The sequence below is a fragment of the Actinokineospora pegani genome, from assembly GCF_009745975.1.
Taxonomy (GTDB): Bacteria; Actinomycetota; Actinomycetes; order Mycobacteriales; family Pseudonocardiaceae; genus Actinokineospora; species Actinokineospora pegani.
Window position 1 is genome coordinate 75,722 of record NZ_WHOL01000113.1, and the last position, 24,496, is coordinate 100,217.

At 72.7% G+C, this 24,496-nt stretch carries 28 protein-coding genes; 19 read left to right on the plus strand and 9 right to left on the minus strand.

Features of this window, described 5'->3' with window-relative positions; translation table 11 throughout:
- The first annotated feature begins 48 nt into the window (after window positions 1-48).
- From GCL84_RS22665 to GCL84_RS22685, 4 genes are read left to right on the plus strand one after another with little or no spacing between them, the layout of a single operon-like run.
- Window positions 49-3,252 (plus strand): sensor histidine kinase, encoded by a 3,204-nt coding sequence (locus tag GCL84_RS22665; RefSeq protein WP_197523453.1) that lies wholly within the window; start codon window positions 49-51, stop codon window positions 3,250-3,252.
- Complete coding sequence (locus GCL84_RS22670; RefSeq protein ID WP_035289023.1) at window positions 3,249-3,674, plus strand: roadblock/LC7 domain-containing protein; 426 nt, start codon at window positions 3,249-3,251, stop codon at window positions 3,672-3,674. The genes GCL84_RS22665 and GCL84_RS22670 overlap by 4 nt, the downstream gene beginning before the upstream one ends.
- Before the next feature lie 19 nt (window positions 3,675-3,693).
- Window positions 3,694-4,464 (plus strand): DUF742 domain-containing protein, encoded by a 771-nt coding sequence (locus GCL84_RS30290; protein WP_235926601.1) that lies wholly within the window; start codon window positions 3,694-3,696, stop codon window positions 4,462-4,464.
- Window positions 4,445-5,050, plus strand: a complete 606-nt coding sequence (locus GCL84_RS22685; protein WP_156757547.1) for a GTP-binding protein — start codon at window positions 4,445-4,447, stop codon at window positions 5,048-5,050. Before GCL84_RS30290 ends, GCL84_RS22685 begins: the two co-directional genes overlap by 20 nt.
- Window positions 5,051-5,157: 107 nt before the next feature.
- Here the strand turns inward: GCL84_RS22685 and GCL84_RS22690 are convergent, their stop codons facing one another.
- Both GCL84_RS22690 and GCL84_RS22695 read right to left on the minus strand, forming a co-directional pair.
- A complete protein-coding gene (locus GCL84_RS22690; protein WP_156757548.1) occupies window positions 5,158-5,325 on the minus strand; it encodes a hypothetical protein in 168 nt (55 codons plus the stop codon).
- Between the two features lie 43 nt (window positions 5,326-5,368).
- Window positions 5,369-7,645: a helicase-associated domain-containing protein gene (locus GCL84_RS22695; protein ID WP_156757549.1), complete on the minus strand. Its 2,277-nt coding sequence runs from the start codon at window positions 7,643-7,645 to the stop codon at window positions 5,369-5,371.
- A gap of 141 nt (window positions 7,646-7,786) precedes the next feature.
- Here GCL84_RS22695 and GCL84_RS22700 point away from each other — a divergent pair, with 141 nt between their 5' ends.
- The 4 genes from GCL84_RS22700 to GCL84_RS22715 all read left to right on the plus strand — a co-directional run bounded on the left by GCL84_RS22700 (window position 7,787) and on the right by GCL84_RS22715 (window position 10,897).
- Window positions 7,787-7,966: a hypothetical protein gene (locus GCL84_RS22700; protein ID WP_156757550.1), complete on the plus strand. Its 180-nt coding sequence runs from the start codon at window positions 7,787-7,789 to the stop codon at window positions 7,964-7,966.
- 98 nt (window positions 7,967-8,064) lie between these two features.
- Complete coding sequence (locus GCL84_RS22705) at window positions 8,065-9,465, plus strand: NAD-dependent malic enzyme (protein ID WP_156757551.1); 1,401 nt, start codon at window positions 8,065-8,067, stop codon at window positions 9,463-9,465.
- A 53-nt stretch (window positions 9,466-9,518) separates the two neighbouring features.
- The gene (gene moaC / locus GCL84_RS22710) at window positions 9,519-9,986 is read left to right on the plus strand and encodes a cyclic pyranopterin monophosphate synthase MoaC (protein ID WP_156757552.1); all 468 of its coding nucleotides are present in this window, start codon (window positions 9,519-9,521) and stop codon (window positions 9,984-9,986) included.
- Window positions 9,983-10,897 carry a molybdenum cofactor biosynthesis protein MoaE gene (locus GCL84_RS22715; RefSeq protein ID WP_156757660.1) on the plus strand — a complete coding sequence of 305 codons (915 nt, stop codon included), beginning with the start codon at window positions 9,983-9,985 and terminating at the stop codon, window positions 10,895-10,897. The genes moaC and GCL84_RS22715 overlap by 4 nt, the downstream gene beginning before the upstream one ends.
- A 205-nt stretch (window positions 10,898-11,102) precedes the next feature.
- Here GCL84_RS22715 and GCL84_RS30855 read toward each other — a convergent pair whose 3' ends face one another.
- From GCL84_RS30855 to moaA, 3 genes are all read right to left on the minus strand, one after another.
- Complete coding sequence (locus GCL84_RS30855; protein WP_156757553.1) at window positions 11,103-11,786, minus strand: transglycosylase family protein; 684 nt, start codon at window positions 11,784-11,786, stop codon at window positions 11,103-11,105.
- 479 nt (window positions 11,787-12,265) lie between these two features.
- Entirely contained in the window at window positions 12,266-12,520 is a 255-nt protein-coding gene (locus GCL84_RS22725; RefSeq protein WP_156757554.1) for a MoaD/ThiS family protein, read from the minus strand.
- 7 nt (window positions 12,521-12,527) lie between these two features.
- Window positions 12,528-13,568 carry a GTP 3',8-cyclase MoaA gene (moaA, locus tag GCL84_RS22730; protein ID WP_197523463.1) on the minus strand — a complete coding sequence of 347 codons (1,041 nt, stop codon included), beginning with the start codon at window positions 13,566-13,568 and terminating at the stop codon, window positions 12,528-12,530.
- A 110-nt stretch (window positions 13,569-13,678) separates the two neighbouring features.
- On the opposite strand from moaA, the gene GCL84_RS22735 reads away from it, so the two are divergent.
- The 8 genes from GCL84_RS22735 (at window position 13,679) to GCL84_RS22770 (ending at window position 19,416) form a co-directional block, all read left to right on the plus strand.
- Window positions 13,679-14,071, plus strand: a complete 393-nt coding sequence (locus tag GCL84_RS22735) for a TOBE domain-containing protein (RefSeq protein ID WP_156757556.1) — start codon at window positions 13,679-13,681, stop codon at window positions 14,069-14,071.
- A 9-nt stretch (window positions 14,072-14,080) separates the two neighbouring features.
- A complete protein-coding gene (gene modA, locus GCL84_RS22740) occupies window positions 14,081-14,812 on the plus strand; it encodes a molybdate ABC transporter substrate-binding protein (RefSeq protein WP_156757557.1) in 732 nt (243 codons plus the stop codon).
- 20 nt (window positions 14,813-14,832) lie between these two features.
- Window positions 14,833-15,597: an ABC transporter permease gene (locus GCL84_RS22745; protein WP_156757661.1), complete on the plus strand. Its 765-nt coding sequence runs from the start codon at window positions 14,833-14,835 to the stop codon at window positions 15,595-15,597.
- Window positions 15,594-16,688 (plus strand): sulfate/molybdate ABC transporter ATP-binding protein, encoded by a 1,095-nt coding sequence (locus tag GCL84_RS22750; RefSeq protein ID WP_156757558.1) that lies wholly within the window; start codon window positions 15,594-15,596, stop codon window positions 16,686-16,688. Before GCL84_RS22745 ends, GCL84_RS22750 begins: the two co-directional genes overlap by 4 nt.
- On the plus strand, window positions 16,670-17,455 hold the full coding sequence (locus tag GCL84_RS22755) for an HAD-IIA family hydrolase (protein WP_156757559.1): 786 nt from the start codon (window positions 16,670-16,672) through the stop codon (window positions 17,453-17,455). The genes GCL84_RS22750 and GCL84_RS22755 overlap by 19 nt, the downstream gene beginning before the upstream one ends.
- Window positions 17,456-17,520: 65 nt before the next feature.
- Complete coding sequence (locus tag GCL84_RS22760) at window positions 17,521-18,375, plus strand: metallophosphoesterase family protein (protein ID WP_235926602.1); 855 nt, start codon at window positions 17,521-17,523, stop codon at window positions 18,373-18,375.
- Window positions 18,376-18,425: 50 nt separating this feature from the next.
- Entirely contained in the window at window positions 18,426-18,842 is a 417-nt protein-coding gene (locus tag GCL84_RS22765; protein WP_156757560.1) for a hypothetical protein, read from the plus strand.
- Window positions 18,843-18,846: 4 nt separating this feature from the next.
- Window positions 18,847-19,416 carry a DUF3558 domain-containing protein gene (locus GCL84_RS22770; protein WP_156757561.1) on the plus strand — a complete coding sequence of 190 codons (570 nt, stop codon included), beginning with the start codon at window positions 18,847-18,849 and terminating at the stop codon, window positions 19,414-19,416.
- Between the two features lie 13 nt (window positions 19,417-19,429).
- On the opposite strand, the gene GCL84_RS22775 is transcribed toward GCL84_RS22770, so the two are convergent.
- A complete protein-coding gene (locus tag GCL84_RS22775; protein WP_156757562.1) occupies window positions 19,430-19,831 on the minus strand; it encodes a YccF domain-containing protein in 402 nt (133 codons plus the stop codon).
- A gap of 220 nt (window positions 19,832-20,051) precedes the next feature.
- Between GCL84_RS22775 and GCL84_RS22780 the strand changes: the two genes are divergently transcribed.
- Both GCL84_RS22780 and GCL84_RS22785 read left to right on the plus strand, forming a co-directional pair.
- On the plus strand, window positions 20,052-20,657 hold the full coding sequence (locus GCL84_RS22780; RefSeq protein WP_156757563.1) for a TetR/AcrR family transcriptional regulator: 606 nt from the start codon (window positions 20,052-20,054) through the stop codon (window positions 20,655-20,657).
- A 7-nt stretch (window positions 20,658-20,664) separates the two neighbouring features.
- A complete protein-coding gene (locus GCL84_RS22785; protein ID WP_156757564.1) occupies window positions 20,665-21,282 on the plus strand; it encodes an HAD family hydrolase in 618 nt (205 codons plus the stop codon).
- A gap of 16 nt (window positions 21,283-21,298) precedes the next feature.
- Here the strand turns inward: GCL84_RS22785 and GCL84_RS22790 are convergent, their stop codons facing one another.
- Window positions 21,299-21,496 carry a hypothetical protein gene (locus tag GCL84_RS22790; RefSeq protein ID WP_156757565.1) on the minus strand — a complete coding sequence of 66 codons (198 nt, stop codon included), beginning with the start codon at window positions 21,494-21,496 and terminating at the stop codon, window positions 21,299-21,301.
- A gap of 189 nt (window positions 21,497-21,685) precedes the next feature.
- Here GCL84_RS22790 and GCL84_RS22795 point away from each other — a divergent pair, with 189 nt between their 5' ends.
- Window positions 21,686-22,072 (plus strand): cold-shock protein, encoded by a 387-nt coding sequence (locus GCL84_RS22795; protein WP_156757663.1) that lies wholly within the window; start codon window positions 21,686-21,688, stop codon window positions 22,070-22,072.
- A gap of 4 nt (window positions 22,073-22,076) precedes the next feature.
- Here GCL84_RS22795 and GCL84_RS22800 read toward each other — a convergent pair whose 3' ends face one another.
- The gene (locus GCL84_RS22800) at window positions 22,077-22,529 is read right to left on the minus strand and encodes a DUF2771 family protein (protein WP_156757566.1); all 453 of its coding nucleotides are present in this window, start codon (window positions 22,527-22,529) and stop codon (window positions 22,077-22,079) included.
- A 10-nt stretch (window positions 22,530-22,539) separates the two neighbouring features.
- Entirely contained in the window at window positions 22,540-24,486 is a 1,947-nt protein-coding gene (locus GCL84_RS22805; RefSeq protein ID WP_156757567.1) for an MFS transporter, read from the minus strand.
- Window positions 24,487-24,496 lie beyond the last annotated feature (10 nt).

Below are 24,496 nucleotides of genomic sequence, written 5' to 3' on the forward strand. Positions count from 1 at the left end.
CCTCCGACTCGACGGGCTACTGGCTCAGATGCAGGGAGAGTGCTGGCAGTGCCCGACCACACCGGAGGGCCCGCGACGTCCGAGGCGGAAGCGGGTGCCGCGGCCAAGGCGAGGAGCTCCGGTCGCAAGATCGTCGAGGGCGGTCCGCGCTGGCGGCTGCGCAACTGGCGGCTGCGCACCAAGCTCATCGCGGTCCTGCTCGTCCCGATCATCACCGCCATCGCGCTCGGCGTGCTGCGCACCGCCAACGAGCTCGACCGGGCCAGCACCTTCGGCGACGCCTCGTCCTCCATCGCCGCCACCCTCGACGTCGTCGCCCTCGTGCACGACCTGCAGGGCGAGCGCAACCTCGTCGTCTCCTACGTGGCAGGCGGCCGCAGCGGCGACAAGGCCACGATGGACGCCCAGATCCAGCGCACCGACTCCAGCCTGACCAAGCTGAGCCAGGCCGCCGAGGACGCCACCACCAGCAACGCCCCGCTGCTCGACGACCTGGTCGTTCGGCTCAACGCGGTCAGCGCCGTGCGCGACGCCGCGCTCAACAGCGCCTACCCCGACGTCGCGGTCTACCAGGCCTACACCGGCCTGCTGGAGAACGTGCTCAGCGCGGGCGCGGAGTTCACCTCCACGCTGGCCCAGCCGGAGATCTCCCGGCTCGGCGCCGCCGCGCTGGCCATCGTGCAGGCCAAGGAGTTCCAGGGCAGGCAGAACGCGATCCTGCTGATCGCCGCCGCCCGCGACTCCTTCCCCGCGGGCATGCTGCAGCAGGCCCGAGCCGCCTCGGCCAGCTACGACGCGGCCATCACCAACTTCCGGGCCAACGCCGACGCGAACGAGGCCCAGTTCTTCGCCGACACGTTCTCCGGCGCCGAGGTCGACGACCGCGAGCGGATCGTGGTCACCGCGTTCAACGACGCCGACCGCGGCAACCCGCTGACCATCGACCAGGCCCGCCTGGTCAACGACGCCCGGGTCACCGCGGAGGCCATGCGCCGCGTCGAGGTCTCGCTGCTCGGCGCGCTGCGCAGCAGCGCCCAGAACTCCGCCAGCGACGCGGCCTTCGTGGCCTGGCGCGACGCGGCCATCGTGCTGCTGGCCATCCTGGCCGCGCTCGGCGTCACCGTCCTGGTCGCGCGCTCGCTGCTGGTCCCGCTGCGCGTGCTGCGCCGCGACGCCCTGGACGTGGCGAACCGGCGGCTGCCCGAGACCGTCCAGCGCATCCTCGCCGACCCCGACCCGGTGGAGGCGTCCAAGTCCGCCGTCGACCCGGTGCCGGTGTTCACCCGCGAGGAGACCGGCCAGCTCGCCCGCTCCTTCGACGCCGTGCACGACCAGGCGGTCCGGATGGCGACCGAGCAGGCACTGCTGCGCGACAACATCAACTCGATCTTCGTCAACCTCTCCCGCCGGTCGCAGACCCTGGTCGAGCGCCAGCTCTCGCTGATCGACCGGCTCGAGCAGGACGAGCAGGACCCCGACCAGCTCGCCAGCCTGTTCGAGCTCGACCACCTCGCGACGCGCATGCGGCGCAACTCGGAGTCGCTGCTGGTGCTGTCGGGCTCCGGCCTGTCCCGGCAGCTCTCGCGCCCGGTGCCCGCCTCCGAGGTCGTCGGCGCCGCGGTGTCCGAGGTCGAGCAGTACGCCCGCATCGAGGTGCTCAGCGCCCCGGAGATCGCCGTGCAGGGCCGCGCGGTCTCCGACCTGGTCCACCTGATCGCGGAGCTGCTGGACAACGCGACCTCGTTCTCCGAGCCGGAGAAGAAGGTCTACGTGCGGATGGCCACCACCCGGAAGAAGGAACTGGCCGTCCAGATCACCGACTCCGGCGTGGGCATGAACGCCGACGAGATCGAGCAGACCAACGCCCGCCTGGCCGACCCGCCCGACCTCGACGTCGCGGTGACCCGCCGGATGGGCCTGTACGTGGTCGCCCGGCTGGCCAAGCGGCACGACATCAAGGTCCGGCTGCGCGACAACGAGGACGTCGAGGGCGGCCTGATCGCCCGCATCACCGTCCCCGCCGCGCTGGTCACCACCGGCGCGGGCGGCAACGCCATCCAGCAGACCGCGGGCTTCGGCGACACCGCTGTCAAGGCCAGCGGAATCGCGGGCGCCTTCGGCGGGTCCAACCGCGCGGGCTCCGCGCGCACCGAGGGCGGCGTCATCGCCGAGTCCCCGGTCGAGCGCTCCGCCGACGACCTCGCGGGCTTCCCGTCCTTCGAGCCGCAGTGGGGCGGCGGCAGCATCGAGGACACCGGCGGCTGGGGCCCGCCCGCCGACCCGGAGGAGGTCGCCTCCCGGCTCAACGGGCACGGCTTCGACTTCTCCGGCGGCCAGCTCACCCCCGCGGGCGAGGACGACGAGGCCGCCACCACCACCGCCGAGCCCGACCAGCGCCCGGCTCCCGACTTCGGCACCCCGCGGCGCCCCGAGCTCGAGGACAGCGGCTACGACCTGTTCGGCGCCACGCTGCCCGACCACGACGCCCAGCCCCCGGCCGACAGCCCGACCCGCGCCGCGGGCATCGGCAGCGCCTTCGGCGGCCGGACCAACGGCCACGCCCCCGGCGACCGCGAGCCGGAGCCGGAGTCGTTCTCCGGTTCCTTCGACCGCCCGCTCGAGTCGGAGCCGGACCGGTCCGAGACCGACGCCTACGCGCCGTTCACCTCCTGGCAGCACAGCGCCCCGGCCGAGCAGGCCCCGGTCGACCGCGGCCTCGACGCCCCGACCGAGCGGCTGCCGATCTACGAGGCCGTCCTGTCCCAGTGGTTCGAGGCGACGGACTCCGGGTCCACCCCGCACCCGCTGGCGGGCGCTGAGCCCGAGCAGGCGGCCACGCCCCCGGCGGCCCAGGCCGATTACGCCGAGGGCGAACAAGACACCCCCGTCGAGGCGCAGGCCACCGAGGCCGAGACCGCGCGGGCGGCAGCCTGGCAGTCGCCGGGCGACGACGGGTGGCAGCGGGCACGGGCCCTGCTGGACACCCCGGCGGAGACCATTACCACGGCGGGCCTGCCCAAACGCGTCCCCAAGGCGCACCTGGTGCCCGGCTCGGCGGCGCCCAAGGAGGAGGCCGCCGACGACTCAGCGGCGGCGCCCCCGCTCCCACCGCGCACCGCGGACGCCGTCCGCGGGCGCATGTCCAGCTTCCAGCAAGGTGTGAGGCGGGGGCGGCACGCCCTCGTGGACGCCTACCCTGGAGACCAGACCGGTTCATCAGACGAGAGCCGCCAAGACGAGGAGCAGGAGTGACGACCGCGTCCGTACACCAGCCCGGCAGCTTCGGGTGGCTCATCACCGATTTCGTCCGTCAGGTCCCTGGCGCGGCGCACGCCGTGGTGGTGTCCGCCGACGGGTTGCTGCTCGCCGGCTCCCAGGGCCTGCCCCGCGACCGCGCCGAGCAGCTTTCCGCGGTCGCCTCCGGCCTGGTCAGCCTGACCGCGGGCGCCGCGCGCTGCTTCGAGGCGGGCGGGGTCAACCAGACCGTGGTCGAGATGGACCGCGGCTACCTGTTCCTGATGTCCATCTCCGACGGCTCCTGCCTGGCCGTGCTCGCCGCACCGAACTGCGACATCGGCCTGGTCGCCTACGAGATGACCCTGCTGGTCGAGCGAGTCGGCCAGCAGATGACCCCCGAGCTGCGCGCCCAGCTACAGGGCACGCAGCGCCGGTGATCGAGCGGGTGAGCACGCGATGAGCGGCGAGCGGAGGCTGACGGACATGTCCGAGCGCGGGTGGGAGGACCTCTCCGGGACCGAGTTCGGCGAACCGCCGAACCGGTTCGACATCGACGGGTTCCGGGCCAGGCTGTTCGGCGGGCCGAGCGCCACCCTGTACGGCGACTCGAGCATGGCCGCGGGCATCCCGTCCCAGACCGACTGGGACAGCAAGGAGATCCCCGCCGTGGCCGAGTTCCAGCCCGAGTACGAGCAGGACGACTACGAGCCGGTCCACGCCTCCCGCCGCGGGCAGGCCCAGGGCTACGAGCAGGCCGGGTACGAGCAGGGCTACGAGTCGGACTTCGCCGAGGAGTACGAACCCGAGTTCGCCGCGCCGGTCGCCCCCGCCCCCGCACCCGCACCGGCTCCGACCAGCGCGAACTTCTACGACCCGGCACCGCACGAGACCGGGTCGCTGGTCCGCCCGTACACCAAGACGGGCGGGCGCACCCGCTCCGACTACGATCTGGCGATCGAGGCGCTGGTCTCCACCAGCGACCGAGGCCGGTCCCCGGACGCCACGGTCCGCCCTGAGCACAAGTCCATCTGCGGGTTGTGCATGGACACCCGTTCCGTCGCCGAGGTCGCCGCGCACCTGCGGCTGCCGCTGGGCGTGGCGCGGGTGCTCATCGGCGACCTGGCGGGCATGGGGCTGGTCTCGATCCACCAGAGCGGCATGGTCGTCGGCGACCGGCCGTCGATCGAATTCATGGAAAGGGTGCTCAGTGGGCTCCGCAGGCTCTAGTCCCCTCAGCGCGCGGGGGGCCGCCCCGCAGCCGACGACCTCGGCCAAGATCGTCGTCGCCGGTGGTTTCGGCGTCGGCAAGACCACCCTGGTCGGGTCGGTCTCCGAGATCGTGCCGCTGACCACCGAGGCCGTCATGACCGAGGCCAGCGTGGACGTCGACGACCTGTCGTCGACCCCGAACAAGGTCACGACCACCGTCGCGATGGACTTCGGCCGGGTCTCGCTCGACTCGGACCTGATCCTGTACCTGTTCGGCACCCCGGGCCAGCACCGCTTCTGGTTCATGTGGGACGACCTGGTCCGCGGCGCCATCGGCGCGATCGTCCTGGTCGACACCCGCAGGCTCGCCGACGCTTTCGCCTCGATCGACTTCTTCGAGGACCGCGGCCTGCCCTACGTCATCGCGCTCAACTGCTTCGACCGCGTCCTGCACCACCGCATCGACGACGTCCGCGACGCCCTCACGGTCGAGCCGACGGTTCCGATAGTCACCACCGACGCCCGCGACCGCGACTCCACCAAGGAGACGCTGATCACCCTCGTCGAGCACGCCATGCAGCAACGCATGTCCCGCGCGGTCTGATCTACCGCCTGAGCCCCGGTCGCCCTCACAGGTGCCCGGGGCTCTCGCGTCCACACCACCGGCAACCCCCAGCAGCCGAGCGTCACACGCGTTCACCAAGCGGGGGTTCACGGCACTGGACCCAGAACGGAGCGGGGGACGCCCGAGGGTCGATCCGGCGAGCGGATCTGCCTGATCGCCCGGACGTCCTCGGCGGGCTGGGGCATCACCGCGTTCACCACCTGGTCGCCATCGAAGCTGCGCGCCTGCGGCGTGTCCTGGCAGGCCACCTCCACGGCGCCCACCTCCGCCGGCGCCACGCCCGAGACGGGCTCCGCGTCAGGACTCCTCAACCAGGGCCGCGCTGGTGATCCGGTGCAGGGGAAAACGGCGGATCTCGTCGCTGGCGGGGTCTCGGCCTTCCACTATCCCGCCGCCGGTGCGGAGGGGTTCGACGACGTGTTGGCTCGCCACGCCGTGGGCGTCCACCAGGCCCAGCCAGACCGCTCGGCCGGTCCTGGCCGCGTCTTGGAGGAGGGTCAGCGTCTCCGCGGTGCCGGTGCCCGTTCCGGAACCACCGCGCGGGGAGACCGTGCGGCCCCGGCGGCTCTCGGCTGCCCGGTCGCCCGCGCGCATGGCGGCGACGACGTCGAGGAGTTGGTCGGCGCCGGGGGTGCGGGGGAGGGTGCGGCGCAGGGCGCGTGCCGGGGTCTGGATGCGGCGGCCCGTGGGGCGCAGGTCGACGACCTGGCCGTCGGTGCCCTCGGCGGCGGGGGCGAAGCCCGCGGCGCGCAGGTCGTCGAGGATGTCGAGCAGGGGCAAGGGGCTGACCAGGACCGTGGGGGCGATCTTGCGCAACTGCAGGCCAGCGGCGACGGGGCTGGCGGCGACCTCGGCGATCAGCGCGGGGTCGTCGCAGCGCAGGAACGACGACGTGGAGCCGCCGCGCAGCCTGCCGTGGCGGCGGGCGACGTCGTCGATCAGGTAGTCGAGGGACTGCGGGACCGGGGTGCGCGAGCGGGTGCGGAACAGCTCGTGCAGGTCCTCGGCGGTGCGGCCCGCGTCCAGCGCCCGCCGCACCGAGGTCTCGCTGACCCGGTACACCGTGGCGCTGCCCGCCGACTCCACGTCGGCCGTCTCGGTGATCAGCGCGGCCAGGTGCGGCTCCAGCGGGCCGGGGGCGACGACGGTCAGGTCGGCCTGCACCAGCACGTGGTCCACCGGCTCCGGCAGCGCGTCGGCCATCCGCCTGGCCGCCGCCTGCGCGCCATCGTCCAGCAGCGCCCGCCCCGGCCCGCTCAGCGCGCCCAGTGCCACGACCCCCAGCAGCGTCGCCTCGGCCACCGTCCAGCGCACCATGTCATCGCGCAGTCGCCCGCCGCGGCGCGGCGCCCGCCAGGCCAGCAGCGCCGCCAGCTCGTCCGCGTCGACCACGGCGACCCCCGCGCGGAGCTGCGCCAGCGCCTCCAGCACGCGCAGCCGCTCCACCGGGGCCACCGGCCTGCGCAGCTCGTCGGACAGCGGCGCGAGCAGCCGGTCCTTGGGGTCGCGCATCCCGCCAAGGCCGGGCACGCGCGGCAGGTCCAGCCACGCGGCGGCCAGCGTGGCCCACCGGTTGGCGGGCGCGGCGGCCAGCCACAGGTCGGCGTGGGTGGTCGGAACCCACTCCGGCGACGTGGTCTCGCTGTCGGCCACCAGCGACGCGGCGGCGGCCACCTCGACCAGCACGGTCGTGTCCCGGTCGGAGAGCTCGACGGCCTTGGCGACCTTCTTCAGGTCCCGCACGCCCAGCCCGCCGGACTTGAGCACCGGCGGCGAGTCGGCCGACCACAGCCTGATCAGCGTCTCGGTGTGCCGGACCACCTCCAGCGCGGCCCCGGCGGCGGTGGAGTCGATCAGCGCGGCCTTGCGGGTGGACGTCCGCAGCACCGGCTCGGTCACTGAGACGGTCCTGGTCGACGGGGCGGGCCCGCCGCGCAGGGCCGCGCCCACCTGGCCGGGCAGCTCCACGGTCTCCGCGTCCAGCCGGACCAGCAGCCCCCTGGCCAGCAGCCGCTGGATCGGGGTGACGGCCTTTCCCAGCGGCACCACGACCGCGGCGTCCTTGGTGCGCCCGATCGGGCGGCTCGCGGCCAGCGTGTCGAGGACCTTGCGCTCGTCGTCGGGCAGCCCGGCCAGCAACCCGGCGACGTCGACCCCGTCCAGGCCGGGGGCGGGCCGCCCCAGACCGGCGGCCGGGCTCCCGGCCTCGCGGGCGGCGGGCGGCAGCGCCACGGCGTCGTCCGGGCCCCAGGCCAGAGCCACCGCCCGCATCTTGGCGACGGCGCTGCCCACCTGCGCGGCGGTGACCTCGGGCGGCAGGTGGCCGACCACCCGGCTCAGCGGCGCGGGCGCCCGGTCGGCGTCGGCGGCCAGCAGCGCGTCCAACACCGCCAGGGTCAGCGTGTCGAGGCCCTCCGCGGCGCGCGCCACCGAGGCGCGGGTGCCCGCCCGGGACGCCAGCACGGCGGTGTCGGCCGGACGGGGGGTGGCCAGGTCGGGGCGGGCGCGCAGCAGCGCGGCGAGCTCCTCGTCGTCCCTGGCTCGCAGCCAGTCGGTGAGCGTGGTGCCGGACACCCTGACCACGGTATACGGCTGGTCGTTCCGCTAATCTCAGCACCAGGACGTGTTGTGGGGCCGCGTCCGGCGCGACTATCGCGAACACGGGCCCCCGCAACGCGGCCAAGCCCGACGAAGCTGCCGGACTTAGGAGGATCGATGGCGAAGGTCACGAAGAAGGACCGCGTCGACCCGGAGTGGCGCCACCCCGAGGACGGCTCGCACGCCGTGTCCGAGCTGCACTCCGACCGGCAGGGCGCGCTCTCGCCCTTCGGCGACACCACGTTCCCGTTGGAGAGCACCCCTTACGTGCACCCGGTCACCGAGATCAACAGGTGATCATCACACCGCGATAAACGCCCTGGCGGCGTTTATCGCGGTGTGACAGCGTTAAGCTCGCCCAGACCCCTGAACGACGCAGTCTGGAGCGCGCCGACATGCCTGTCCCCGGCCCTGGTTACTCGATCACCGTCCGGGTGGAGGCACCCCCGTCCGCCAGCGCGGCGGGCGACCTGACCAGCGCGGTCGGTCGCGTCGGCGGTGTCCTCACCGCGTTCGACGTCGTGGAGTCGCACGCTGACAGCGTCGTGGTCGACCTCACCTGCAACGCGACCTCCGCGGAGCACGCCCGCGTCATCACCGACGCGCTCGGCGACCTGGACGGCGTCGAGGTCCGCAAGGTCTCCGACCGGACCTTCCTCATCCACCTCGGCGGCAAGATCGAGATCAGCAACAAGGTCCCGCTGCGCAACCGCGACGACCTCTCCCGCGCCTACACCCCCGGCGTCGCGCGCGTCTGCATGGCGATCGCGGAGAACCCCGAGGACGCCCGCCGCCTGACCATCAAGCGCAACACCGTCGCCGTGGTCACCGACGGGTCGGCGGTGCTGGGCCTGGGCAACATCGGCCCGGCCGCCGCGCTGCCGGTGATGGAGGGCAAGGCGGCGCTGTTCAAGAAGTTCGCGGGCGTCGACGCCTGGCCGGTGTGCCTGGACACCCAGGACACCGAGGAGATCATCCGCGCGGTCGAGCTCATCGCCCCGGTCTACGGCGGGGTGAACCTGGAGGACATCGCCGCGCCGCGCTGCTTCGAGATCGAGGCCAGGCTGCGCGACAAGCTCGACATCCCGGTGTTCCACGACGACCAGCACGGCACCGCCATCTGCGTGGTCGCCGCCCTGCGCAACGCGCTGCGGGTGGTCGACAAGAGCCTCGCCGACTGCAAGATCGTGGTGTGCGGGGTGGGCGCGGCGGGCTCGGCGATCATCCGCCTGCTGCTGCAGCGCGGCCCCGGCGACGTCCTGGCCGTCGACGTGGACGGCATCGTGCACGCCGGCCGCGGCGACACCGACGCCAACCTGCGGTGGGTCGCCGCCAACACCAACCGCGACAGCACCTCCGGCTCCCTGCACGACGCCCTGGTCGGCGCGGACGTGTTCATCGGCGTCTCCGCCCCCGACCTCTTCGGCGCCGACCAGGTCGCCACCATGGCCGACGACGCCATCGTGTTCGCCCTGGCCAACCCCGACCCGGAGATCGACCCCATCGAGGCCCAGCGCCACGCCGCCGTGGTCGCCACCGGCCGCTCGGACTACCCCAACCAGATCAACAACGTCCTGGCCTTCCCCGGCGTCTTCCGCGGCCTCCTCGACGCCCAGGCCCACACCATCACCGACCAGATGCTCCTGGCCGCCGCCGACGCCATCGCCGACGTGGTGGACGGCGACCGCCTCAACGCCTCCTTCATCGTCCCCAGCGTCTTCGACGCCGCAGTTGCCCCCGCGGTGGCCGAGGCCGTCCGCAAGGCCACCACCGCCACCAACTCAGCCACCACCTGACGCCATCCGCAGTCGCCACGACCGGCCCGCGCGGCGTGAGTAGGCTCGGCGTCGTGGGTGAACTGAGCCATGTGGACGCCTCTGGCGCCGCCCGGATGGTCGACGTCTCGGGCAAGGGCGTGACGGTGCGGCGGGCCGTGGCCTCTGGGGTTGTCAGGACGACCGAGGCCGTCGTCGAGTTGTTGGTGCGGGACGGTCTTCCCAAGGGGGACGCGCTGGCGACGGCGCGCATCGCGGGGATCATGGGTGCCAAGCGCACGCCCGACCTGATCCCGCTGTGCCACCCGATCGCGCTGTCCGGGGTGCGGGTCGAGTTGGAGCCGGTGGGTGCGGAGGTGCGCATCACCGCGACCGCCAAGACCACCGACCGGACCGGGGTCGAGATGGAGGCGCTGACGGCGGTGGCGGTCTGCGGCCTGACCCTGCACGACATGATCAAGGCTGTCGACCCGGCCGCCGTGCTCGACGCGGTCCGGGTGGAGAGCAAGGACGGCGGCAAGACCGGGTCGTGGACGCGGTGACGCGGACGGGGCGGGTCATCACGGCGTCCAACCGGGCGGCGCGCGGGGTCTACGAGGACAAGACGGGGCCGGTGATCGCCGCCTGGCTGCGCGGGCGCGGGGTCGAGACCCCCGACCCCGTCGTCGTGCCCGACGGCGCCCCCGTCGAGGCGGCCCTGCGCGACGCCGTGGCCGACGCCGTCTCGGTCGTCATCACCACCGGTGGCACGGGTGTCACCCCCACCGACCGCACTCCCGAGGCCACCCGCGCGGTCCTCGACCACGACATCCCCGGTCTCGCCGACGCCATCCGCGCCGCGGGCCTGCCCGAGGTGCCCACGGCCGTGCTGTCCCGGGGCCTCGCTGGTGTCGCGGGCAGCACCCTGGTCGTCAACCTGCCCGGGTCCAGCGGCGGGGTGAAGGACGGTCTCGGCGTGCTCGACGGGGTCCTCGACCACGCCCTGGACCAGTTGGCGGGCGGCGACCACCAGTCCGCGCCGACCACGCCCGCCGAGGTGCTGCGGGCCGAGGTCACCGACAGCCCGATCTCCGTCGACGACCACGCCGCCCTGGCTTCCCACCGCGCCGCGGGCGCCGTCGTCACCTTCGCGGGCGTCGTGCGCGACCACGACGGCGGCAAGGCCGTGGTCTCCCTCACCTACGAGGGCCACCCCTCCGCCGCCGCCGTCATCGCCGAGGTGGCGGCGGAGATCGCCACGACCTCCCCCGGCACCCGAGCCCTGGCCGTCTCCCACCGCATCGGCCCCTTGGCCATCGGCGACACCGCCCTCGCGGTCGCCGTGTCCGCCGACCACCGCCGCGCCGCCTTCGACACCTGCGCCCGCCTGGTCGACGAGGTCAAGGCCCGCCTGCCCATCTGGAAGCACCAGCACTTCACCGACGGCACCGACGAGTGGGTCAACTGCCCCTGACGGGCCCCGGCCGTCCTCCGCGTCGTCCGCTCGCCGCCCAGTCGCCTCCCACGACCATGTTCGACCGCAGCCGCACGCCCACGCGGACGTTGCGCAGCCAGGTGCGGGCGACTCAGTGCGGGCGACTCAGAGGGGGCTTGGTGATCGCAGACAGGCCGATGGCCCCCGACCAGGTGGGTCGGGGGCCATCGGAACAGCGGTGAACCTACTTCGTGACGATCTTGTGGCCAACGAGGATGAGGTTCGGGTTGCTGATGTAGTCCTTGTTCTTCTCCGCCAGCACCTGCCAGCCGCCCTCGACGGACTGCGCGATGGCGATCTTGGAGAGGGTGTCGCCCGCGACGATGGTGTAGTCGCCCGCCGGGTTGGACTTGGTGACGCCCGAGGTGGTCGCGGGGGCCGGGGTCGCCTGCTGCTTCTTCGCCGGAGCGGTGGTGCTCTTCTTCGGCGTGGTCGACTTCTTCTGGGTCGTCGACTTCTTCTGCGTCGTGGCGGACTTCTGCTCGGACTTGCCGGACGACGACGAGGACGCCGCCGAGCCCGCCTTCTTGCCGCAGACCGGCCATGCGCCGATGCCCTGGGTCTTGAGCACGTTCTCCGCCACGCGGATCTGCTCCGCGCGGCTGGCGTTGTGGGCCGAGCCCGTGCCGCCGTTGGCGCGCCAGGTGTTGGGGTGGAACTGCAGGCCACCGTAGTAGCCGTTGCCGGTGTTGATGGCCCAGTTGCCACCGCTCTCGCACTGGGCGATGGCGTCCCAGTTGACCGAGTCCGCCGAAGCCGGGGCGGCCATGGCGGCGAACGGAACGCCGACTGCGACACCGGTCACGATGGCGCGGGCGATGGTGCGCTGGGTGCTGGACGGCTTGCGGTGCTTGCCTCGGTACGACATTGAGAGTCTCGCCTCCCGTGCCTGCGCGCTCAGATGACGCGGCGGGTTGGTCGGCGCGTGGCCGGCCTAGCCGAGTCTGTCCTCGGCGCCACTCCCGCTCACGGTCACCCGTGAACCGGTGTGGTCCCTCGCCCCTGTCCGGAAGTCGCTTTCGCTCGGGGTTGGTTCCCAGGAGCCCGCCGGACAGGGCTTGGCACTACGTGCTCCCGGGTCGTGCAGGTCTAGCCGCGGTCGGTTTCGGGTCCGACCGAAAGCGACGGTACGTAACCGCTGAGAGGAACCCAAACTCGAAGAGTAGTGACCGTCGTCACGGTAACAACCGGCTATCGGTCACGATCGAGGGTAAAAGCCCAGCTAAACGCCGTGCACTTGGCTGTTACCGGCCCGTGTCCTACCCGAGATAATTCACTTTCAGTGAGAGTTGGCGCACCTCTCCGGGCGGTCCGATCGGCCAAATGGGCACCCCCGGCGCCACCTCCTCAGCCCCCGGCGAAGGGGGGGAGGACGTCCAGGATCGCCACATCGGGGAGCCTGGTGTCGCGGTCGCGCACGGCCACCTCGTCCAGCAGGAAACTCGCCGACGCCAACACCCGGACCAACCCCGGCCCGCGCGCGGCCCCCAGCGCCACCAACGCCTCAGCCACTGTCGCGCCCTCCGGCAGCGTCACCGTCTCTTCCGCGATCCCCGCCGCGGCGCGCGCGCCCGCGAAGTACCGCACCTTCACCTCGGTCACCGCGACCTCACCCTCCGATCGAGCTCATCGGCCGGTCGGGCTGCGTGAACCCGCCGCCGTCGATTCCGTGCCCCGCCGCCTTGGCCCACATCGCGCCCCGCCACACCCCGGCCAACTCCTCGTCGGAGGCCCCACCGCGCAGCGGCGCCCGCAGGTCTGTCTCCCCGGTCGCGAACAGGCACGACCGCAGCGCCCCGTCCGCGGTGAGCCGCGTGCGGTCGCACGCGGCGCAGAACGGCCGCGTGACCGACGCGATGACCCCCACGTCGCCCGGGCCGCCGTCGACCAGCCAGCGCTCCGCGGGGGCGGCCCCGCGCGCCTGCGGGGTCAGGTCGTACTCGGCGCTGAGACGGGCGAGGATCTCCTCGGCCGTCACCATCTCCCCGCGGTCCCAGCCGTGCTGCGGGTCGAGCGGCATCTGCTCGATGAACCGCAGCCGGTAGCCGTGCGCCAGGCAGAAGCGCAGCAGCGGCACGGCCTCGTCGTCGTTGACCCCGCGCATCAGCACGGTGTTGACCTTCACCGGCTCCAGGCCCGCCTCCCGCGCCGCCGCGAGCCCGGCCAGCACGTCGGCGAACCGGTCGCGCCTGGTCAGCTCCGTGAACCGGGCCGGGTCCAGCGTGTCGAGCGAGACGTTCACCCGGTCGAGGCCCGCCGCCCGCAGTGACCGCGCGCGCCGCGCCAGCCCGATCGCGTTGGTGGTCATGGAGATGCGGGGCCGCGGGTCCAGCGCCGCCGTTGCTTCGATGATCCCCTCCAACCCCCGGCGCAACGTCGGCTCACCCCCGGTGAAGCGGATGTCGGTGACCCCCAGGGCGGTGACCGCGATCCGGATCAGCCTGGTCAGCTCCGCGTCGGACAGCAGGTCGCCGCCCGGCAGCCAGTCCAGGCCCTCGGCGGGCATGCAGTAGGTGCAGCGCAGGTTGCAGCGGTCAGTCAGGGAAACCCGCAGGTCCGTGGCCACCCGCCCGAACCGGTCCACCAGCTCGGGGGTGTCCGGTCTGCGCGTGGCGTTCGGGACGGCGGGAAGGCCCAGGTCAACGGGGATGCTCACCACTTCCAGGGTAGTCGCCGGAGTGGCTGTGGATCGCTTTCGTGAAAGCGTCTGCGCCTTCGATCGTTCAGTCACACCGCACTTGCGACAGTATTGTCTTGTACATGCCGCACTATCGGTTCTCTGAGGCCGCGCGCCTGCTCGGTGTCAGCGATGACACAGTGCGCCGCTGGGCCGACGCCGGGCACCTGCCGGTGGCCACCGACGCCGCGGGCCGCAAGGTCGTCGAGGGCGCCGCGCTGGCCCGCTTCGCCCGCGACCAGGCCGCCACCGTCCCGGACCCGACCGGGGGCGCCAGCTCCGCCCGCAACCGGTTCGTCGGCCTGGTCACCTCGATCACCGCCGACACCGTCATGGCCCAGGTGGAGATCCAGTGCGGCCCGCACCGGGTGGTGTCGCTGATGAGCGCCGAGGCGGTGCGCGAGCTGGGGCTCGCCCCCGGTTCGCTGGCCGTCGCGGTGGTCAAGGCGACCAACGTCATCGTCGAGACCCCCTGAAGGAGACGCATGCGCAAGCTCGCCCTGGTCGCCGCCGCGGCACTCGCCCTCGCCGGGTGCGGCTCGATCGGGGCGGCGAAGACGCTGACCGTCTTCGCCGCCGCGTCGTTGACCGAGTCGTTCACCGCGCTGGCGGAGGAGTTCGAGGCCGACAACGCGGGCGTCGAGGTCGTCGTCAACTTCGCCGGGTCCTCCGCGCTGGCCCAGCAGATCGGCGAGGGCGCGGCCGTGGACGTGTTCGCCTCCGCCGACGAGGGGAACATGGGGAAGGTCGCCGACCAGGTCCTCCCGGCCCAGGTCTTCGCGACCAACCGGCTCGTCGTCGTCACCCCGCCCGGCAACCCGGCCCGGGTCGCGGGCCTGGCCGACCTGGCCAGGGACGGCCTGGCCGTCGTGCTCTGCGCGCCGCAGGTGCCGTGCGGGTCGGCGTCGGTGCGGGTCGAGGAGGCCGCCGGGGTCGACATCCTGCCCGTCAGCGAGGAGCAGGACGTCAAAGCCGTGCTGACCAAGGTGCGCCTGGGCGAGGCCGACGCCGGGCTGGTCTACGTCACCGACGCCCAGGCCGCGGGGGACGAGGTCGGCGTGATCGACTTCCCCGAGTCGGAGGGGGCCGTCAACCCGTACCCGATCGCCATGCTCGAGAACGCGCCGCAGCCCGGCCTCGCCGCGAAGTTCCTCGCGCTGGTCACCGGCGCCGACGGCCAGGCCGAGCTGGGCCGGGCCGGGTTCGGCACGCCGTGACCAGACCGGTCCGCACCGGCCTGCCGGTCCTGCTGTGGGTGCCCGCCGTCGCCGCGCTGGCGCTGGTCGTGCTCCCCGTGGTGGGCCTGCTGGGCCGGGCGGACCTGGCGGCGCTGCCGGGCAAGGTGGCCGGCCCGGGCGCGCTCGCGGCGCTGCGGCTGTCCGTCGAGACGGCCGCTGTGTCCACCGCGCTCTGCCTGGTGCTCGGCGGGCCGTTGGCGGTCGTGCTCGCCCGGTCCCGGGTCCGGGGTGTGCGGCTGCTGCGGGCGGTGGTGCTGCTGCCGCTGGTGCTGCCGCCCGTCGTCGGCGGGTTGGCGTTGCTGTACCTGCTGGGGCGCAACGGGTTGCTCGGATCGCAGCTCCCCGGCGTCCGCATCCCCTACACGACGGCCGCCGTGATCATCGCGCAGACGTTCGTCGCGATGCCGTTCCTGGTCGTCGGGCTCGAGGGGGCGTTGCGCACCGCGGGGGAGCGGTACGAGGCGGTCGCGGCGACGCTCGGCGCGCGGCCGTGGACGGTGTTCCGGCGGGTCACGGTCCCGCTGGTGCTGCCCGCGGTCGGGTCGGGGCTGGTGCTGTCGTTCGCGCGCGCGTTGGGTGAGTTCGGGGCCACGATCACCTTCGCCGGGTCGCTGGAGGGTGTCACGCGGACCCTGCCGTTGCAGGTGTACCTGCTCGCGGAGACCGATGTGGACGGTGCGGTGGCGTTGTCGTTGCTGCTGGTCGTGCTGGCCGTCCTGGTCATCGCGGTGGCCCGGCCGCGCGCGGTCGAGGGCCTGCGGTGAGCGGGCTGCGCGTCGAGGTGGAGGCGTCGAGGGGGCGCTTCCACCTGGGGGTGTCGCTGCGGGTGGGACCGGGCGAGGTCGTCGCCGTGCTGGGGCCCAACGGGTCGGGCAAGTCGACCCTGCTCGCCGTCGTCTCCGGACTCCTGCGGCCTGACAGCGGCGTGGTCGAGGTCGGCGGGCGCGCGGTGACCGACCTGCCGCCAGACCGCCGCCGCGTCGGCCTGCTCGCCCAGGACGCGCTGCTGTTCCCGCACCTGACCGCGGAGGCCAACGTCGCCTTCGGACCCCGGTCGCGCGGGGTGGGCAAGCGGGCCGCGCACGCGGCGGCGCGGGACTGGCTGGCCCAGGTCGGGGCCGCCGAGTTCGCCGACCGCAGGCCATCGGCGCTGTCCGGCGGCCAGGCCCAGCGGGTCGCCCTGGCCAGGGCCCTGGCCGCCGCCCCGGACGTGCTGCTGCTCGACGAGCCGTTCGCCGCGCTCGACGTGGACGCCACCCCGGCGCTGCGCGGCGTCGTCCGGCGGGTGCTGGGACGGCAGACGGCCCTGCTGGTCACCCACGACCCGCTCGACGCCCTGGCCCTGGCCGACCGGGTCGTGGTGCTGGGCAGCGGCGCGATCGTCGAGCAGGGGCCCACCCGCGAGGTGCTGTCCCGCCCGCGCACCGCCTTCACCGCCCGCATCGCCGGGCTCAACCTCATCCCCGGCACCGCCGTCCCCGGGGGCCTGCGCACCGCCGACGGCGCCCTGGTCGCCGCCGCCACCCCGGGCCCGGTCGACGAGCCCGCCGTCGCCGTCTTCCGCCCAGCCGACGTCTCCGTGCACCCCGGACCGGTCGACGGCAGCCAGCGCAACACCGCGTCCGCCCAGGTCAGCGCCCTGGAACCGCACGGCGACACGATCCGCGTCCGGCTCACGGGCCCCGGCTGGGCCGCCGGTCTCGCCGCCGACCTGACCCCCGCCGCCGTCGCCGACCTGGCGCTGGAACCGGGCAGCCGGGTGCACATCCGGGTCAAAGCGGTGGCCGTGGCCGTCCACGGGAGCGCGGGCGGCTCGGCGTGGGTAGCGTCGCGGGCATGGTGTGGACGTACCTGATGGACATGGACGGGGTGCTGGTGCACGAACAGCACCCCATCCCGGGCTCGTCGGAGCTGATCGCCGAGCTGACGGCCGGGGACAACCCCTTCCTGGTGCTGACCAACAACTCCATCTACACCCCGCGCGACCTGCGCGCCAGGCTGCTGCGCACCGGCTTGGACGTGCCGGAGAAGTCCATCTGGACCTCCGCGCTGGCCACCGCCCAGTTCCTGCGGTCGCAGCGGCCCGGCGGCTCGGCGTTCGTCATCGGCGAGGCCGGGCTGACCACCGCCCTGCACGAGGTCGGCTACATCCTCAACGACACCGACCCGGACTACGTCGTCCTCGGCGAGACCCGCACCTACAGCTTCTCCGCGATCACCCGCGCCATCCGCCTCATCGAGCAGGGCGCCCGGTTCATCGCCACCAACCCCGACGCCACCGGCCCCAGCCGGGAGGGCTCGCTGCCCGCCACCGGCGCCGTCGCCGCGCTGATCGAGAAGGCCACCGGCCGCGCGCCCTACTACGTCGGCAAGCCCAACCCCCTGATGATGCGCTCGGGCCTGCGCTCCCTCGGAGCCCACTCCGAGAACACCCTCATGATCGGCGACCGGATGGACACCGACGTCCTCGCGGGCCTCGAGGCGGGCCTGCGGACCATCCTCGTGCTCACCGGCATCTCCGGCGCCGACACGGCCGAGCGTTTCCCCTATCGGCCCACCCGGGTCATCGAGTCGGTGGCCGAACTCGTGGGCCGAACGGCCGATCCGTTTCCCGCCGGGTGATCATCCCAGGTCACAGGAGGACGCGCGCTGCGCACGCGTTCGGCGACTCGCCTATCGTCACGGGTGTGGAGCACGACCCCGCTGAGACAGCGCCCGAGCCGGAGGCGCCCGAGACGTTCGTGGTCGGCGACGTGCACGGCCACCGCGCCGAGCTGGTCGCCGCCCTGCACACCCGAGGCCTGGTCGACCCGGACGGCCACTGGACCGGCGGCCCCCGGCACCTGTGGTTCCTCGGCGACTTCGTCGACCGCGGCCCCGACGGCATCGGCGTCATCGAGCTGGTCATGGCCCTCGCCGCGCAGGCCGCCGAGGCGGGCGGCCAGGTCCAGACCCTGCTCGGCAACCACGAGATCCTGCTCCTGGGCATGCACAAGTTCGGCGACGAGGAGGTCCCCTCGGACTTCGGCCCCCGCAGCTTCGCCCGGAGCTGGGAGATGAACGGCGGCCTGCGCTCCGACCAGGACGCCCTCACCGACGACCACGTGGCCTGGCTGACCTCCCGCCCCGTGGTCGCCCTGGTCGGCGACGACCTGCTGATGCACTCGGACACCACCGAGTACCTCTTCTGGGGCGAGGACATCGAGACGGTCAACACCACCGTCTCCGACATCCTGCACTCCGACGACATCGTCGAGTGGTGGGAGCTCTGGCGCCGGATGACGACCCGCTACGCCTTCCGCGGCCCCGCGGGCGAGGCGGCGGTGGACGAGCTGCTGGCCGCCTACGGCGGGACCATGGTGATCCACGGGCACTCGGTCATCGCCGACGCCCTGGGCGTCCCGCCCGCGCTGATCGATGGTCCCTACGAATACGCGGGCGGGAAGGCCTTGGGCATCGACGCCGGGTTGTTCGTCGGCGGGCCGTGCCTCATCACAAAGATCCCGTGGGAGTCGACCCTGTGGGCGGAAGAGGACGACTGACTGTTTCATTAGCTGAGACAGCCTCCCCTTCGGTTCGTAGGATGCCTTCGATGGTCGGAGTGATCGTGGGGGGAGTTCGGATGACCACGGGTGGAAACGTGCCTGGCGACATAGCTGCCATCGGCTCGGCGATGAGCGGCTTCCTGGCTGCCGCATCGAGCGGCCAGTTCGCCGTCAACGACCACGGGGGCAAGCCACTGCTAGAGGCGATAGCCAAGATGCGCGACTGGCTCGCTTTCAAGCAGGGTGAGTTGACGGTTCTTGAGCAGGAGCCGATGTTGGGTGGTACCAATGCCGCTCGGGTGATGAAGCCGTATGTGCTGCAGGTGGCTACTGATGCCCAAGGTTTCATCACCCAGTTGGTCGCCTTCGACAAGGCGCTCGAAGAAGCGGAAGCCGCCATCAAGGTAGCGATGAGCAACTATCGTGAAGTAGACGAAGCGAGTGCGCGCTCGTTGGGGACATGATGGGATGACTGTGCGAAGCAAGGGGATCTCGACTGCTGTTGGTTCACTGCTGAGTGCGTTGGCGTTGGTGGGGTGCTCGGCTGAGGTGGTTGGCAACCCCGTTGAGGGGCCTGCGTCGAGCCGGGGGGCAGGAGGAACGAGCACATCGTCTCCGACATCTTCGGCGGGCAGCGCGGAGCCGGGATCAATCGACCCGTGCGCACTGCTGACAGACGAGGCGAAGTCCGCGGTGTTCGCGAATGAGGAGCCCAAGCGGAGCGAGTTGCCCTCTTCGCTGCTCTGTCAGTGGATTGTTCGAGACGACCCGGTTGTCGACGACAGGTACACCCTGGGGGTCGTGTTCTTCCCGGAAGCAGGGCTGGACCGAGTGGTCGCCAACGGCGAGAAGATCCGGCTGACGCTGGGCGCGCGACGGGCCGTCCAGTCGCTGCGGGGGGCTGGTGGTGGCTGTGCGGTGTCGATCGAGGTGACCCCGACGTCGCGGGTGGATGTGCAGACGACTGGGCAGGACGGGCGGGCTCTGTGTCCGGCGGCGAAGCGGGCGGCGGAATTGGTGGAGCCCGAGATTCCGTGACCCGAGCGCCTGCTCAGCGCCGGTAGCCCGCGGGCACGTACTGGTCCGACGGCACGATGACCGAGCCCAGCGGCACCAGGCTGACCGGGATCAGCTTGAAGCTGGCGATGCCCAGCGGGATGCCGATGATCGTCACGCACAGGGCGATGCCGGTGATGATGTGGCCCAGGGCCAGCCACCACCCCGCGAACACGATCCAGATGACGTTGCCCAGCACCGAGGCCGCTCCCGCGTCGCGGCGGGACTCGATGGTGCGGCCGAAGGGCCACAGGGCGTAGTTGGCGATGCGGAAGGACGCGAGCCCGAAGGGGATCGTCACGATGAGGACGCAGCAGATGATGCCCGCGATGGCGTAGCCCACCGCCATCCAGAAGCCGCAGAGGACGAGCCAGATCAGGTTCAGGATGAGTCGCACGTGTCCAGTGTCCAGGAAAACCGGGCGGTTCGCGGGCAGACCCGTCGTGAGCGGGCGCGTTCGCGCGGGGGGCAAACGGACTAATTCCCCGGGGAGAGTCGTTCGCCCGAAACATGCTGTGCCGCAACGGATTGGCGTTCGATGACAAGAAATGAACCAGAATCGGATTTGTGGCGTCCACCTCTTTGACACTTTCCGCACCTGCTGACAGCGTGATCGCATGACCACCTTCCGAGCACGGCTTCCCTACGCCGAGGCCGCGAAGGCGCTGCTGCGCGACACTCTGTTCGACGCGGCCGGTGAGCTGCTGCGCGACAAGGGGTGGTCGGACCTCACGATGGCCGACGTCGCGGCGGCCGCCGGCGTGAGCAGGCAGACCCTGTACAAGGAGTTCGGCAGCAGACCCGCCTTCGCCCAGGAGTACATCCTCCGCGAGGTCGACCGCTTCCTCGCCGCGGTCGAGGAGGCCGTGCGCGCCAACGCGCTCGACCCGCGAGCCGCGGTCACCGCCGCCTTCGAGGTCTTCCTGGCCGCGGCCGCCGACCAGCCGCTGGTCAAGGCCATCGTCGCGGGCGACGGCGGCGACGGGCTGCTGAACCTGGTGACCAACCAGGCGGGCCCGGTGCTGTCCGCGGCCACGGCCCGGCTCACCGCCTGCCTCAAGGCCACCTGGCCGCAGGTCGAGGAGGTCGAGCTGCGCTTCGTCGCGGAGAACCTGGTCCGGCTGGCCGTCAGTCACGCCGCGTCCCCGACCGCCCAGCCCGCCCGCGGCGTCGCCGCCGTGTTCGGCCCCTACCTCGACTCCCTGGTCGGCGCCCAGCGATGATGGCCGGATGAGCCTGGCCGTCGGCTTCGACCTCGACATGACGCTGATCGACGCCCGCCCCGGAATGGCCGCCGCCATGAACGCCCTGGCCGCCGAGTCGGGACTGGCGCTCGACGGGGAGCACTTCGCCGCCAACCTCGGCCCCCCGCTGGACATGGTCCTGCGCGGGTTCGAGGCCCCGGAGGAGCGCATCCCCGCCCTGATCACCCGCTTCCGCGAGCTCTACCCCACGACGGTCATCCCCTCCACGCTGCCGCTGCCCGGCGCGGCCGAAGCCCTCGCCGCCGTGCGGGCCCGAGGTGGCCGCACCCTCGTCGTCACCGGCAAGTACGGCCCCAACGCCCAGCGCCACCTCGACGCCCTCGGCTGGACCGTCGACGCCCTGGCGGGTGAACTGTGGGCCGAGGCCAAGGCCGAAGCCCTGCGCGCCCACGGCGCGACGATCTACGTCGGCGACCACGAAGGCGACGTCCGGGGCGCGAGGGCGGCGGGGGCCCTCTCAGTCGGAGTCCCCACCGGCCCCCTGACCGCCGACGCCCTCCGCGCCGCAGGCGCAGACGTGGTCCTCGACTCCCTCTTGGACTTCCCCGCCTGGCTGAACACCCACCTGACCCTGGCGTCCTGACCCCAGTCCCCGCGCTCTACGACCGGCGATTCCGAACGGTGTCCCACACCGCCAGCATGAGACCGATCGGAAACGCCATCGACACCGCCCACAACCACGGCGCGTGCACCCCGGCCATGCTCATCACGAAGATCGCCACAACGGCGACCAGGCCGATGCCGAAGAGCGCGAGGGCAGCGTTGAACACCACCGTGCGGCGAGCGGGTGCGGTCATGGGGTCAGGATAGATACCACCGCTCAGGTAACGCCCGGGTGGTGGTGAGGCGAACATGACCTCGGGCCCCACTGTGGCATAGGCTTGCGGGACGCGTCCAGGGCACGCCCCCGGGCGCGTTCGTCTTGTGCGGCTGTTGGTCGCCGCGCGAGGTGGGGGAGTCATGACGACGAGGGAACGGTGAGACAGGTGCCGACCGGCAAGGTCAAGTGGTACGACTCGGAGAAGGGTTTCGGGTTCGTCACGCAGGACGAGGGCGAAGACGTCTACGTCCGCTCCTCCGCGCTGCCCGCCGGGGTCACCGGCCTCAAGGCGGGCCAGCGCATCGAGTTCGGCGTCGCCGACGGGCGCAGGGGCCCGCAGGCGCTGTCGGTGCGGCTGGTGGACGCCCCGCCCTCGGTGGTGGAGGCGCGGCGGCGACCTGCCGAGGAGCTGCACGGGCTGGTCGAGGACATGATCAAGATGCTGGAGTCGACGATCCAGCCGGACCTGGCCCGCTCGCGCTACCCCGACCGCAAGATGACCAAGCGGATCGCCGAGGTCATGCGCGCGGTCGCCCGCGAGCTCGACCCGTAGCCGGCTAGGCCGGGGTCTCCATGTCCCAGTACGCGGAGACCACCGGCTCGATCCCGTTCAGGAACACGACCTCCTGGACCGACACCAGCAGCAGCTTGCGGGAGCCCGGCGGCAGCGCCAGCGTGTACGCGTGCTGGCCGTCGCCGGGCAGGAACAGCTCGCTGCCGCCGTCGACGCGCTCGCCCGCGGCGTCGAGGTAGGAGAAGCTGACCGACCAGGCGTGGTCGCTGAGCTGGGCCGGGACCGAGATCTGCACCGGCTCGCCCGGCCGGACCGGCAGCCGCACCAGGGCCGCCTCGTCGCGGACCTCGCGCCCGTTGGCGACGTCGAAGCGCACCCGCGGGCCGGTCGCGACGGACTGGCCGTCGGCGTAGAAGGTCACTTCGGGCTGGCTGGGGGCGGCGCAGCCGACGAGGGCGGCGGCGCTGGCCAGGACCGTGATCAGGACTCGACGCACACCGCTGACCCTACGGGCCGCCGCGCCGCTCGCCGGGTCCGGGCCGGACGGGCCTGCTCACCGCCCTGGGGCGGGCGGGCCGCTCGCCGCCGAGGCCGGGGATCAGCGACGCCCCGCGCCTGGTCAGCAGGGTCTGGGTGAGGCCGACGGCGAGCATCGCGGTCACCACCAGGAAGCCGACCCACCAGATGGGCGGCAGCAGCACGCCGGTCGCGCCGCCGAACACCCAGCCCAGTTGCAGCACCGTCTCCGAGCGGCCGAACGCCGAGGCCCGCGACTCCTCCGGCAGGTCGTCCTGGATCACCGCGTCCAGGCTGTTCTTGGCCAGCGCGGAGGCGACCGCGCCGACCAGGCCCACGAGCGCGGCGGTGACGATCCCGGCCACCACGGTGGCCAGCACGGTCGACACCAGCGCCCCGACCAGGCAGCCCAGCACCACCTGCTCCGGGTTGCCCACGTGCACCCGCGCGCCGATCGCGTTGCCGATGAAGCTGCCCGCGCCCGCCGCGCCCGCGATGACGCCGAGCAGCAGGATCTGCTGGAACGGGTCGCTCTCGTTCTGCCCCCGGACGGCGAACGCCGCGAACATCATCAGGAAGCCGGTCAGCACCCGGATCGTGCCGTTGCCCCAGAGCGAGACCACCACGTGCCTGCCCATGGGCTGCCGCTTCGGCTTCGACGGCGCCGCGCTGATCGAGGCGGGCACCTCGCCCTCGGTGACCTCGACCCACGCCGGTATCCGCAGCGCCTGCGCCGCCCCGAGCGCGCTGATGGCCACGCAGAACCACAGCGCGCCCGATGACCCGAACAGGTTGGCCAACCCGGCCGCGACCGCGCCGAACACACCACCGGCCACCAGGCCGAACACCGTCAACCGGGCGTTGGTCTTTGCCAGGGTGATCTCCGGTGGCAGCACCCTCGGGGTGATCGCCGCCTTGAGCACGGTGAACGACTTGGACAGGACCATCTTCGACAACGCCGCCGGGTAGAGCAGCCAGTCGTCGAAGTGCATCGCCATCACCAGGCACGCGATCGCCTGCCCGAGCGACACCGCGCACATCGCCAGCCGCCGACCCCGCTGCAGCTTGTCCAGCAGCGGCCCGATGACCGGGGCGACCAGCGCGAACGGGGCGACGGTGATCAGCAGGTAGAGCGCGACCTTGCCCTTGGACTCGCCGCTGGCCGCGGAGAAGAACAGCGTGTTGGCCAGCGCGACGGCCATCGCCGCGTCGCTGGCGTAGTTGAGCATCGTGGCGTAGGTCAGCGCGGTCAGGCCGGACTTGTCCGCGCCGTCGGCGTTGGCGGCCTTGCGGAACGCGCCGACGGCCTTCGAGGTCAGTTGCCTGCTGCGCAGCGCGGTGACGCGGGTGACGGTGAGCTTCTTCGGGTACTGCGGGGCGCCCGCGCGGTCGGCGGGCTGCTCCCGCGGGTCCTGGTCCCGGGGGTCGCGTGGCGGCTCCCGGTGGTCACGGTCCCGATGGTCACGGTCTTGGTAGTCGCGGTCCGCGTAGCCCTGGTCGCGGTAGCCGCGGTCCCGGCGGTCGTCGCGGGGCTGCCGGTCGTAGTCGGGCTGGTCGTAGCGCTCTCGGGCGTGGGACTCGCGTTCGTAGGAGTCACGGGGGCGCCAGTCGCGGTCGTCCCGTTCGTCGCGGTAGCCGTGCGGGCGGCGGGGGTCGTTGTGGAAGCGGTCGTCGCCGCGGGAGCGGCGGCGCTCGAGGTCGCCGTAGGTCTCGTAGTGGTCGCCGGGCTCGGGCAGCGGGCGCGTCGAGCCGCGGCGGGGCTGCTCGGTCCAGCCGAGGGCGCCGCGCCGCTGCGGCGGTGGCTCGTCGCGGCGGCGTTCACGGGGTTCGGCCCGGGGTTGGTCGGGGCGCGCGGGCGTCACCCACGGCCTGCGACCGCGGCGGGGCCTGCGGTCGGGGTGGTCGTCTTCTGGGCCCGAGCGGAACACACCGCTCATCCTGCCGTAC